This window comes from Spongiactinospora gelatinilytica, from assembly GCF_003236385.1.
Taxonomy (GTDB): Bacteria; Actinomycetota; Actinomycetes; order Streptosporangiales; family Streptosporangiaceae; genus Spongiactinospora; species Spongiactinospora gelatinilytica.
Map to the genome: position 1 here is coordinate 1 of NZ_POUA01000244.1, position 11,840 is coordinate 11,840.

Sequence of the window (11,840 nt, forward strand, 5' to 3'; positions counted from 1 at the left end):
CCGGGGCCCATGTGTCGGGCAGGGGGCGGCCCTGGTCGTTACGGCCGCCATGGGTACGGACGGCGCGCCCCGCTTCGGCGAATGCCGTGAGTGCCTTGGTAGCGGTCGGGCGCGAAACACCGGCCGCCTCGACGATCGTTGTGATGGGTACGCCGGGGTTGGCGGTAAGGGCCTCCCATACCTTGGCCGCTGCGCCTTCCGGGCGGAATTCAGCCGGGGCGGCGATGTTCTCGGTGATCTGCTCGTTCGACATTTTCAATTTCCCTTCGGTTCGGTTGGTGACCCGTATTCGGCGCGAGCCGTTCTTCCGTGCATGACGACCATTTCTCGATTCCGAACGCGACGCAAACCGATACGGTGAAGCACGGCACAAATGATGGATCTCCGATCCCCAAGGCAGGCAATGAATCCTTGGCGATTCGTCCGGCCAGACTTACCCCTCATATGCAGGGCGAGCGGCAAACACTCCGCACGGCCGGCTATCGGCCTTTGAAAGGCAGGCTCTTAATCATCGTGAATAGCTTTGAGGGGAATGAGGCAATGAGGTTCGGCCGCGTCCGCTCCTGCCAGATTTTCGTCTGGTAAGGCGAGTCGGGCGGCCCACCGGTAGCCCCGGCGACCGCCCGACCTGCGCGTACGCCCCAGCGCAGGGGCGCCGGTCAAAACGGCGGGCCGAACAGCAGACCGAACGGCACACCGATCAGCAGGCCCGGACGCAGTCGCGCAAAGTTCCCGCAACGAAGGACTCACGCCCGCGAGAAGCCAGTCTTCTCGCGACGAACCACCCCTACGCTGAGGGTGGGACCAGCCGGATAGCAGCCGGTTGGTCCCACCTTCTCCCCTGCGTCTACGCGGCCTCGGGCAGACCGAGCTCCGCCCAGACGAGGTGGCCGCGTTGCGGACTTCCGTCGCAGCCGAGGGTCACGGCGAACTCGGCGATGGCTGCCAGCCCTCCTCGGCTTTCGTGACCTTCGCGTACCTCGATGGCAGGTATCCCGGAGCCGCCGAGGTCGCGGACCGCGACGCAGACGGTCGCCCTCGGACCGCCGTGGTCGCTGATCGCCATGCCGTTGGCCCCCATCCCGATATGGACGCAGAACCAGCCGCCGCGCTGACCCGAGATGGTGTGCCGCAGCGCGTTTCCAGCGAATTCCGAGACGGCGAACTCGGCCTGCTCCGCGAAGCGGGTATTGGCGAGAAGGAACCCGACGAAGTCACGCGCCCCGCCGATCTCGTCGACTCGGCCATGGAATGATCTGCGCCAGTTAAGCGCCGATGTGTCCCCGCCGATCCACGGAGCCCGAACGCCGTATTGGACGTTCACGATAACGTACCCCCTTTGAATCCATGCGTTGTATCGTGCACACACGCGCACGTCGCATATCGGGGCTCGACTCGTTGGCTTCTGTCAAGTCGCCGACAGTGGCACGCCTCCTCATTCAGAGTCAGTCATGCCACGATAGAGCTGCTCTGTTTTCGAGGACGGCCTTCTTCCTCTGGCGCGTAGGTGTTCGTGCAGTTCCTCATAGCAGTAATGGATGGCCTGCGGCCTGCCGAGTCGCCTGTAGACCTCCATACGCCTGCGGTACAGGTGCTCGGCGACCGGGTCGAGTCCTGTGGCTCGTTCGAGGTGGCCGGCCTCTTGCTCGGGGCGCTCCGCCAGATCGGCGAGCTGGGCGAGGGCTTGGACGATGCCACGGTTCAGGGCGCCCGCCGTGTGTCGCGCCCAGTCGTGCGGGACACCGGGGAGGTAGGGGCCAACGTACAGTTCCACAGCAGCGGTCAGGCCAGCGATCTTCTCAGGGCCGGTGGCCAGCGCCGCCGCGGTGAGGAGGTCACGGATCTGCCAGACGTCGCAGGTGTAAAGGTCTGGGTTGATCCGGTAGCCGGTGCCGCCTTTGAACTGGATGACGACCCGTCCATAGTTGCCCGGCATTCCCAAGGCGTCGCACATCTTGGCGCGGGTCGCCTTGAGGAGACCGGCGAACCGATCGCCGAGGACGTCCAGTTTGTCGGCGGCGACGGTTTTACTCAGCAGGCAGGTGCGATGTTCAGCGAGCAGCCCAAGAAGCGCCCAGGTGTCAGAGCCCCAGCCGCCCGCCGTACGACCGCGTCCCTCGATCGCGCACTGACCGACGAGTCGGATCGTGCCCCGCTCGGGGTCCCGCTGAGTGGCCTGTGGAAGTACCGGCGGCTGGACCGCCCTGCGCCCGTTGAATGGACCGAAGGCCGTCGCCAGACCGATCAGACTCCGTGTCACAAGCGACGCTCCGATGAGCATGATCGCCTCCCTTGGTTGAGCGTTCGCACTGATCAGACCGTGCGCAGCGCCGAAACAGCGGCCCTGAAACTCCGCACGACGGCTACTGACCAGCGGCAGAGCGGGGCCAGTTCCGCGAGAACGCCTCCGCCAATGGACGTCCAGGCACGAGCGCTCCTGTGGTGAGAACTCACCATCGCGTGGAACCACTCAGCGACCGTCACAGGCAGTGCGCGATCCACTACCCTCTGACCAGGGGGTGTCATGGACAGACAAGATCAGCTCAATGCGCGTCGCCTGCTGGAAGGCGTCGTTCCGGATGAGATCTTCGCGTCCTACTCCAAGCTCCTCGCAGAAGGCGGTTGCCCCGAAGGCGACGCCTCGTCCCTGCTCGGTGGCGATGAAAAGACAGTGGAGCTCACCGCCCGCGGAATGGCGCACCTCCGGCCGGACGGCCCCATGGCCCCGCCGCGCCTCGTACCCGCACCCCCAGAACTCGCCCTCCAAGGCGTCCTGGCCGAACTCTCCCGCCGCCTCGTCAGCGATCAAGAACGATTGCTGGCCGGTCACCGCCGGCTGAGCGACTGGCACCAGACACCGGCCGCCAACTCCACCGCGGCCATGGACCGCCTCGTCCAGATCGTCACCGACCGAGACGAGATCAGCCGCCTGTCCTACGCACTCATCAACGCCGCCCGGCACGACTGGCTCACGCTGGACAACTACGTCCTCGAAGCGCCCGTCGAGGATTCCACCGGCTTCGCCCCGCTCCCCGTCTTCGAGGGCCAAGTCCAGTGCCGCGCGATCTACGAGACCCGCTGCGCGGAACATCCCATCGGCGCGAAGACGATCGAGGCCGCGGTGGAAGCAGGCGAACAAGCCCGCCTCCTGCCTCGCATCGGCATGAAAATGAAGCTCGCGGACGAGGCGGTCGCGCTCCTCCCACTCACCCCCACCGGAATGAGCGGGGCACTACTCGTACGCTCCCCCGTCATCGTCGGCGCACTGCGCGAGTACTTCGAGCTGCTGTGGGAGCGGGCGATCCCGTACGGCAGCGCGAAAGCGGCGGGGCCGCTCACCCCCGCACAATCGCAGGTGCTGCGGTTGCTCACCCAGGGCTTGCCCGACGAGGCCATCGCCCGACAGATGGACATCAGCGTCAACACCATGCGCAGACACTGGACCGCCATTCGCGACGCCCTGGGCGTCGAAACCCGCTTCGCCGCCGGAGCCGCAGCCGTACGCCGTGGCTGGATCAACTGAGACCCGAAAGGCCCTCATGCCCGGATACCTGGAATTCGTCCCCCGGCAGCGATTCCTGCCCACCATCGCACTGTCCCCGGATGGCGCATTGGTCGCCTACTCCAGCCACGCCTCCGGGCGCTACGACCTGTGGGTCATCCCGGTCACCGGCGGGGAACCGCGCCGGTTGGCGGGCTTCGACAACCGGACGGTACGGCAGATCGCCTGGACCCCCTCCGGCGACAAACTGGTATTCACCGCTGACGAAAACGGTGACGAACAGTTCCGCCTCTACCTCGTCGCCCTGGACGGCAGCGACCTGACCGAAATCGACCCCGGCCCGGACTGCCAGCGGGTCCTCGCCGGATCACCGTTCGACCCGACCGGCCGTCTGCTGGCATACACCGCCAACGACCGCGACCCCGCCGCCCAGGACCTGATCGTCCGTGACCTGGCGACAGGCGACCATCGCCGCTTCACGCCTCCCGAGGACACCGTGTTCGAGGCGATCGGCATCTCCCCCGACGGCCGGTGGCTGCTGTCCACGGGTTTCCGTTCCAACACCGACATCGCCGCCTACCTCACCGACCTGAACGCCCTGGTCGCCGACCCGATCTGCGTCACGGCCAACCTTGGGGAAGGCGTTTTCGACCCCGGCGCGTGGGCGGCCGATTCCAGCGGCTTCCATCTGCTCACCGACCACTGGAGCGAGTTCACCGCCGCCGCCTTCTACGAACTCGCGACCGGCACACTTCACCCGATCTCCCGCCCGGACTGGGACGTCGAAGCCCTCGACGCCGCCGCAGGAGTACGCCTATGGTCGGTCAACGAAACCGGCCGCTCCCGCCTGCACGCCGACCGCGATGGCTCCCCCCTCCCCCTGCCGGACATCCCGCCCGGCGTCATCACCAGCCTGTCCCTGGCGCGGGACGCCTCCCACGCGGTCATCCTGATCGACTCCGCGGCGAGGCCGGCAGAACTCGCGGTCGTGGACCTGGTACGCCAGGAGTTCCGGTACCTCACCGACACCCGGCCCCCCGCCCTGCGTGTCATCGAGCCCGTCGCCCCCGAACTGATCACCTACCCGGCACGCGACGGCCGCGATGTCCACGCCCTGCTCTACCGCCCGGACGGCCCCGGCCCGCACCCGGTGCTGCTGTCCGTCCACGGCGGCCCGGAATCCCAGGAACGGCCCATATACGCCCGTTCCGGCCTGTACCAGCACCTACTCCACCAGGGGATCGCCATCCTGGCCCCCAACATCGCCGGGTCCACCGGGTACGGCACCGCCCACCAGAAGCTCATCTACCGCGACTGGGGCGGCATCGACCTCGACGACCTCGACCACGCCATCCAGTACCTGCACGCCCTGGACTGGGCCGACACGGCCCGCCTGGCCGCCATGGGCGCCTCCTACGGCGGTTTCGCGGCCCTGTCCTGCCTGGCCCGCCTGCCGTACTCCTGGGCCGCGGGCGTATCCATCTGCGGCCCGAGCAACCTGCTCACGCTGGCGAAGAACTCACCGCCCACCTGGAAGCCGTTCGTCGCCACCGTCCTCGGCGACCCCGACACCCGCGCCGAACAGCTCCTGGAACGCAGCCCCGTCACCTACGCCGACGGCATCGCCGCCCCGCTGTTCGTCATCCAGGGGGCCAAAGACCCTCGCGTGCCCCAGAACGAATCCGACCAGATCGTCGCTCGCCTGCGCGAACGCGGCGTCGAAGTCCGCTATGACATCTACCCCGATGAAGGCCACGGCTTCACCAACCGCGCCAACGAGCTGGCCGCGTACGAGGCCATCAGCGCGTTCCTGCACACCCACCTGATCGCCGCGACCGCCGACCACTCCGAACCTCTCCAAGTCAGCTAACGCAGAGGTGCCCACCCGGTCTCCGAGTGGGCACCTTCGGTCCGCCTCAGCGGTCGGCCTGATAGCAGCAGGCCGACCTCGCGCTATCCCGCGGCGACGCCCGCATGCCCGGCGTCCTTCGCTGTGAGATCCAGGTAGACCCACACCGTGTATCCGGTGGCCGGGTTACCCATCCGGGAGACGTCCACGGCGAGTTCCCTGACGATCGCGAGGCCTCGGCCGCCCATCCCCGGCTCGTCGTCGGCCTGGTGGCGTCCGAACCAGGGGCAGCCCGACCCGCCGAGGTCGTACACGCCAAGGTAGGCCGGACCGTCGTACGGCAGACGGACCTCCACCCCGAACCAGCCGCCCGCCTTACCGGAGCGGGTGTGGACCAGCGCGTTGGTCGCGAGCTCCGAAACGATGAGTCCGGCGTCGTCTTCGCGGCCGGTCCCGGCGAACAACGCCTCGACGATGTGCCGCGCTCGTCCGACCTGATCGCTCTCACCAGGAAACACGCACCGCCACGCCATTCGCTCGGGCGATCGCATCCATGCCTGTCGTCGTTGCCGTTTCGTTGTTCCGATCATTGACGGTATTGCTCCTGTTGTCGTTGGGCATCGCGACCGGTCGGCGCGACGGCCCAATGGGGGCCCGACTGCACACCAAAGGTCAAGGCGTTCGAGATCTGGACGCCGGCGTACGCCTGGGCGACCGGCTCTTGAGTAACGCCACGATCTGCGCGGCGACCGCGAGGAGTTCCGTGGTGGGGCCGCTTCTGTCCCGCTGGTTGCCCCAGCGGTAGACCCAGCCGATCCGACCAGCGTGATCGACGGAAACGAGGATGCTCGACCGGCGATATGTGGCGCGCAGCCAGATTCCCTTGTTCACCAGCCTGGTGGCCGTGACCTCGTGATACCGGCTGAGCTCCTCTGCCAGTTCGCGGAGAAGGAACTCACGATCGGTGTCGCGCATGAGACCAGCGAACCGCGCCGCCGCGCGCACAGGGGAGGGATTCGGTGACTCTATGTGGTCAACGTGGTCAAAGGGAGTTCGGCTCAATCCCGGGGCAGGATGGCGGTCTTCGCGGCGTGGGCGAGGATGCCTTGGGTCGTGGCCGACAGGCCGAATCGATTCCAGTGGAAGATCAGTACATGAGTGAGAATGGCGCGCAGTCCGCGTTCAAGGCGGCCTGCCGCCGCAGCCTCACCCAGGAGACGACCCGCAGTCTCAAAGGCAGCGAACCAGGGTGCGGCGAATGCCGCAGGCGGTTGGATGCGAACGAGTAAGAAGAAGCGAATGTCCGTCGCCAACTCGTCCATGCGCGAGTCGTATGCGGAGGGACGGATCGCGGCCACCCGCGCGAACACGTCGCCGCGCTCGAACCAGTCCAGCCCGGCGGCCTGAAGGAGTGCATTGATCAGCAGGAGAGACAGCTCGCGGCGGCCGATTCCTGGGTCCTCCTGACGGAGGTAATCGAGTACGCCACGGCTGTCCGCACAAAACAGTTCATGCACAATGCCCATACCGTCGGAGCCACCAAAGGCGAACGTCTCCGGCTCGTAGATGGTCGGCCACCAGCGCGCGACCATCAGCTCCTCAAAAGCCCGATGCACAGCCGCGATATCCGCGCCGCGTAACCGTAGCCGCCAGCCGGGCGCCTTTCGCATGAACCACCAGTCTTTCAGCGCCCCTTCCGAACGCAGAAGCTCCAATCGCAGCCCAAGCCGTACGGCGCTGTTTCCATCGGGGAACTCGGTCGCGAGCTGGTACCACTCGCCGTCGGTCAGGTGATCAGCAGGCATACGTCCCATCCCGAAAGTGGAGGCGTACCGCGGTGGGCGGTCTCCATGGCCAGCCGTACTCCGGCTTCACCGGCCAGCAACCCGTCCCCGCAGGCATCCTCGGCGACCAACGTGGGAAGGCGGGCCGCGATCTCAGGGCTGAGCGCATCCTGTGATGCGCGGTAGGCGGTCTGATAAACACCCGCCAGGCCATGACATAAACCCGGCTCGCTGAGTCTGCGGAGTTGCCGGGCGTCCAGACACCCCACCATGACCTCCTCGGCCGCGCGCCGCCGCGCCAAGTCGTCGGTGACGATGGCGGCGAGCTGACAGGCACGGGCGATTCCAACAGCTCCGTAGCACCACGACGGCCGCCCGGGACCAGGCTGTACGGTCCGGCCGGTACGCAATTCATCGCGGGTGACCCACTGTGGCCACCATGGTCCGTGCGGTGAGGGCTGACGCCACTGATCGAACCAATCCGCCAGGCGCTCGATCGCCTCGCGTTGCCCGTCAACGACATGACCAGCGCGCGCCGCGAGCGCGAGAAGGGCCAAGATCCCTGCAGCACCGTGCGCAATCCCGAGGTTGGCGTGCCCGCCTGGGGTTGGCAGCGTCGGGTCAGGGTCATGCTCGACCCACCAACCGGGCATGTCCCGGCGGGGCCGGGTCAACCGGATCAGGTATCGGAGGATGTCGGCCAGCACGTCGTTGCCGGGCATTCGGCGCAGCAGTAGCGCGCCGATCCCGGTCAGCCCAGAGAAGAGGTCGTACTCACGGAACGTCGCCGCCTTGCCGCGATCCATCCGCGCTGTCGCAGCGACCAAGCGGCGGCGAGCCAGGCGTAGTACGTACTCGTCCAGCTTGGCCGCCGCCGAACGGTACCGAGTACCCCCGGCGTGCAGGACAAAGGCGATGGCCGGTACGCCATAGAACAAACCGGCGTGGTCGGCCGTGTCGATCACCTCAGATGCCCGCCGAACCCACACGTCCGCGGTCGCCCAGTCGCCGGTCCCGGCGAGGGCACGCTCGATGTGCAGCAGCGCGGTCCCGGCGGCCCCCGTCGCGAGCGACTGGCCGGCCTCCTGCGGCTTCAAAGGACCCCGGCCAGGGCCAGGCGGCGTAATGCGACCGCTCGGGCGAGGCGGCCCGTCACCTTCTCGAAGGCCGGATCGACGCCGAGGGCGCGTACGTGATGCTCGTGCAGCAGGGTACGCAGAACGGTGGCAGGGTCACGCTGTTCGGCGAGAACGCGGTGATAATCGCCCAGCGCCTGTTCGCGGGCTCGCCACGCGTCCACAACGGCCTCACGGACCTCGGAAGGATCGCCCAAGCGGAGCGCATGATCGCGTAGAGAGCGGTCGAGCGGTCCCATCTGCTGCTCCAGGCACCGAACGAGCGCCCGATATCCGGACTCGGCATCAGGGGCGAACGCCGCCGCCAAGTGCGCCATCGAGGCCGCCGCCAACGCCTGACCTGGGAGCCGAGCCGTCTCGGCCATCCTGATCTGCGCGACCGCCGCGGCCGTGTCAGCCGCGAACACCTGCTCGGCGGCGGGCAGCGCCGCGCCTTCCCCATACCGGCCAGGGTGTTCGTAGTATGTGGCCAAGGTGAGCTGTCCGGGCAGGCCGCGCGCCGCCAGGCGTTCCGCGAACGCGGCCAGTCGGGCCGCGGCCAAGCCGTACTCCCCAGGGTCGGCCAGCCGTAAGAACAGAGCGAGGTACTGGTCCGCGTCGAGCCGGATCATGTCGCGGTGTCGCCGCACCCACCAGCAGGTGACCAGGCTGGCGAGTTCATCGACGAAGCCCGGCAGGTGCCCGGCCAGGATCTCATCGAACCGCGCGGGATTGCCGATCAGATGGGCCCGCACCACAGCGGCCCCACCCGGCCGGAGAACCGCGCCCGGCATCGAGGTCACCGGCAGCTTGCGGGGGCGTGGCTTGATCGTGGTCATGGGGATCAGCAGCTCGGCCGGTCGCCCGATCCAGCCCTGGCCGTCCGGCGGTCCGTCCTCGCGCAAGTCGATCCGCCCGGCCCGCTCCAGCCGCGTACGAAGAACGGCCCGGTCCACCTGGTGATCGAGATCAAGCGGAAGGCGTAACTCCCCCTGGCACAGCACCACCCGCGCCGGTACACGCCAACGCTCCCGCCAAGCCTGAAAGTCGCCAAGATCAGCAGCGGTAAGAATCCACCGCGCGGGGGCCAGAATGACCCGCCCATAACGTATTCGCGGAACGTACGGAAGCGCCCGCCCGGCCCCATAGTTGAACGGCCCGAAAACCGCACTCCGGGCCTCGGCGACTTCGGCCAGAAACCGAGCCAGCGGCGGGCTTTGGACGACAGTGTCCAACGCATGCGCGATCCGGGGCGTCACCCGCCGCCCGGTCGAGCGCTGCACAAGGTACATCTGAGCGGCATCCGCCGTGACCGCCAGATCATCAACGCTGATCGCGCCGCCGCCAGGATGCTCCCCCAGATGCACGACCTGGGGGGCGAGCGGCGGAACGCGTACGACGTTTTCGTTGTGCGGCCTGCGAGGAGGAAAGGACAGTTGGACCGCCACCACGTCACGCTCCTCCTCAGCCTCATATGTGGGCAGGTCAAGCAGGTAGGCGAACCGTCCGGCCATGCTGGTGTGACTCCGTGGCGCAGCGCTGATCCAAAGCTCGAAATCTCCCCGCTCGATCGCCTCAGTGGACCGAGCATGCAGAGCCACACCAAGTTCCACACGCTCCGGCGCGACCACCGTGGCGTGGTCGCCCACGGTCAACGCCTCAAGGTGCCGCTCGGTGAGCGCGATCTCCTGATCCCCCGCCATGGTCGCCTCCTGGATCAGCGCCAGCAGGGCGGCGTCTCGCTCGGTCAGCGTGCGCCACGTCGGCCGGGTGCGGGGCGCGCCCAGGTAGCCATCGGGGTAGCCGAGCCCGGAGTCGGCGACCAGCTCGCGTACCGGTACCAGAGCGCCGTGACCGTACCGAGCGAGGAAACGCGCATGATAGTCCAGCCATGCCGTACGACCGAAGGGCTCAGTGGACAGTCGAAGTAGAACACTGGCGGCCCGCGCCGCCTCCTCCAGCACCACCTCGGGTACCGCGATCGTCGCGTCGAGCCGCACGTCAGTCGCCAGCCGGACGCCGCTCACCTGCGTGAGGCGACCCCGAATGCTTTCCAGACGACGGAGCAACCCGGCGATGTCCGGTAGCCGTTCGCCGCCAGCTACACGCAGGGCATCGATCAGAAAAGGCAGTGGATCAGCGACCGTCATGGGCGCACGCAGGCCGGTGATCAGGATGCGCTGGTCCACAAGTGTGTTCAACAAGGAATTGACCTTGTCCGCCGGGAAGTACGCGGCCAGTACCTCAACGAGCTCATCGAACCGGATCGGCGAAGCGGCAGCGGCCAACGCCAACCGCACCGGCCGGGTGTGACGCACAGAGACCTCACGCAATGGCCCCGGAACCCGGGCCCCGACCTCCGCCCGGCCCGCCACGATGAACCGCCCATCACGAACGATCCCCGTGCTGTCCGCGACCACCTTCAGGCCAGGTCGCAAGCCAGGGTGACGTTCAAGCTCATCGATCACGCTCGTGAGCCATTCCGCGTCCACCCGCGCGAACGCCCGATGTCGATCCCCGATCTCCGCCACCGCAGGTCCAATGGCAGCCGTCGTCACCCCGGCGAAAAGCCCGAACGGAGTGGCCCGCCGCTTCCACCGCATCACGTACGAGACGACCGACAAGACGGCCCGCCCCAGATCGCGCTCCGTACCAAGCAGTTCATCAACACGCGCACCAAGAACAGGACTGGCCGTGCACACGGCCTCACGCACCTCCCTCCGGGCCCACACCTTCGCCAGCCACGCCCTCCCATCCGACAACTCCGAAGGCAGTTCCAGATCGCTCGGTGCGGTACTCGCCCGCACCATCACCAGACCGCAATGCCGGTATCGCATGTCTCGCCCTTCCAGACCGTCGTCGGCGCCCAGCGACCCTCCGGGCGCCGACGATGAAGTTGGCTCAGGCCGGGTCGTTGGAGTTGGTGCTGCACGCGCTGGTACTGCACGTGCTGCCACAGCCGTCGCTGGAATCGCACATCATGGCCACCAGCGGCGTAGCGGACTCCACGACCCGCATGTCCAGCTCGAACTCCTCCTCGGCCACCACGTCGGCGCCTTCGATGATCAGCGATGGCGACATCGGATCACACTCCTAACCAGTTGGGTGTGGACCCGCCTTCAGCAGGCGGGCCAGGTAATCGCGACAAGACCGTGGGTCTTCTGCAGGACCGCCACATCGTCCGGAAAGCGGGCCGGCGCGCTGCCGGTCGGCCAGTACTCAAAGCCGGGCTCCGTCCCGCCCCGCTCGTCCCACGCCTGAATCTGCTCGACCATCGCGGTCGCGGCCTCCCCGCCATGAGCTCCATAGGCCCGTGCGCCGAACTCCACCCCCCTGCCTTCCAACGCCGGCCGCACCGACAGATAGGCGAAGGAGTCGCCACGCACCACCCCGAAGGGAAACCAGCTCTTACGTTCCTGAGCCAGTTCCGTCCCCTCGTCGGCAGCCAGCTTGCAGAACCCCGGCAAGAAACCCGCGAACCACAAATACAAATCCGCGAACGACTCCCCATGCCCCACCGTGACACCGGACCACACCTCGCCCCGCTCACCCGCCAAAACCCCGTCCAACAGCGCCGGATCATCCGGCAC

13 protein-coding genes are annotated in these 11,840 nt (G+C 67.5%); 3 read left to right on the forward strand and 10 right to left on the reverse strand.

Features of this window, described 5'->3' with window-relative positions:
- Together C1I98_RS26010 and C1I98_RS40670 are read right to left on the reverse strand one after the other, a co-directional pair.
- Positions 1-253, reverse strand: a 253-nt coding sequence (locus tag C1I98_RS26010) for a Fic family protein (RefSeq protein WP_199537218.1), incomplete at its 3' end; no start/stop codon positions are given.
- Positions 254-847: 594 nt separating this feature from the next.
- A complete protein-coding gene (locus tag C1I98_RS40670; protein ID WP_146607628.1) occupies positions 848-1,081 on the reverse strand; it encodes a hypothetical protein in 234 nt (77 codons plus the stop codon).
- Positions 1,082-1,087: 6 nt separating this feature from the next.
- Between C1I98_RS40670 and C1I98_RS41705 the strand changes: the two genes are divergently transcribed.
- Complete coding sequence (locus C1I98_RS41705; RefSeq protein WP_158558181.1) at positions 1,088-1,255, forward strand: hypothetical protein; 168 nt, start codon at positions 1,088-1,090, stop codon at positions 1,253-1,255.
- Positions 1,256-1,435: 180 nt separating this feature from the next.
- On the opposite strand, the gene C1I98_RS26020 is transcribed toward C1I98_RS41705, so the two are convergent.
- Positions 1,436-2,281, reverse strand: coding sequence for an AfsR/SARP family transcriptional regulator (locus C1I98_RS26020; protein ID WP_111170058.1), 846 nt, complete (start codon positions 2,279-2,281; stop codon positions 1,436-1,438).
- Positions 2,282-2,524: 243 nt separating this feature from the next.
- On the opposite strand from C1I98_RS26020, the gene C1I98_RS26030 reads away from it, so the two are divergent.
- Both C1I98_RS26030 and C1I98_RS26035 read left to right on the forward strand, forming a co-directional pair.
- On the forward strand, positions 2,525-3,523 hold the full coding sequence (locus C1I98_RS26030; RefSeq protein ID WP_146607629.1) for a helix-turn-helix transcriptional regulator: 999 nt from the start codon (positions 2,525-2,527) through the stop codon (positions 3,521-3,523).
- Positions 3,524-3,539: 16 nt separating this feature from the next.
- The gene (locus C1I98_RS26035) at positions 3,540-5,372 is read left to right on the forward strand and encodes a S9 family peptidase (RefSeq protein ID WP_111170061.1); all 1,833 of its coding nucleotides are present in this window, start codon (positions 3,540-3,542) and stop codon (positions 5,370-5,372) included.
- Positions 5,373-5,455: 83 nt separating this feature from the next.
- Here C1I98_RS26035 and C1I98_RS26040 read toward each other — a convergent pair whose 3' ends face one another.
- The 7 genes from C1I98_RS26040 to C1I98_RS26070 form a co-directional block, all read right to left on the reverse strand.
- Complete coding sequence (locus C1I98_RS26040; RefSeq protein WP_368773546.1) at positions 5,456-5,941, reverse strand: ATP-binding protein; 486 nt, start codon at positions 5,939-5,941, stop codon at positions 5,456-5,458.
- A gap of 82 nt (positions 5,942-6,023) precedes the next feature.
- On the reverse strand, positions 6,024-6,326 hold the full coding sequence (locus C1I98_RS26045) for a hypothetical protein (RefSeq protein WP_111170063.1): 303 nt from the start codon (positions 6,324-6,326) through the stop codon (positions 6,024-6,026).
- An 83-nt stretch (positions 6,327-6,409) separates the two neighbouring features.
- Positions 6,410-7,156, reverse strand: a complete 747-nt coding sequence (locus tag C1I98_RS26050) for a thiopeptide-type bacteriocin biosynthesis protein (RefSeq protein WP_199537219.1) — start codon at positions 7,154-7,156, stop codon at positions 6,410-6,412.
- Positions 7,138-8,232, reverse strand: a complete 1,095-nt coding sequence (locus C1I98_RS26055) for a lanthionine synthetase C family protein (protein WP_111170065.1) — start codon at positions 8,230-8,232, stop codon at positions 7,138-7,140. The genes C1I98_RS26050 and C1I98_RS26055 overlap by 19 nt, the downstream gene beginning before the upstream one ends.
- Positions 8,229-10,964 carry a lantibiotic dehydratase gene (locus C1I98_RS26060; RefSeq protein WP_233508190.1) on the reverse strand — a complete coding sequence of 912 codons (2,736 nt, stop codon included), beginning with the start codon at positions 10,962-10,964 and terminating at the stop codon, positions 8,229-8,231. The genes C1I98_RS26055 and C1I98_RS26060 overlap by 4 nt, the downstream gene beginning before the upstream one ends.
- A 187-nt stretch (positions 10,965-11,151) precedes the next feature.
- Positions 11,152-11,331, reverse strand: coding sequence for an FxLD family lanthipeptide (locus C1I98_RS26065; protein ID WP_111170067.1), 180 nt, complete (start codon positions 11,329-11,331; stop codon positions 11,152-11,154).
- A 38-nt stretch (positions 11,332-11,369) separates the two neighbouring features.
- Positions 11,370-11,840 (reverse strand): class I SAM-dependent methyltransferase (locus C1I98_RS26070; protein WP_497845530.1); only part of this gene is annotated, 471 nt, incomplete at its 5' end.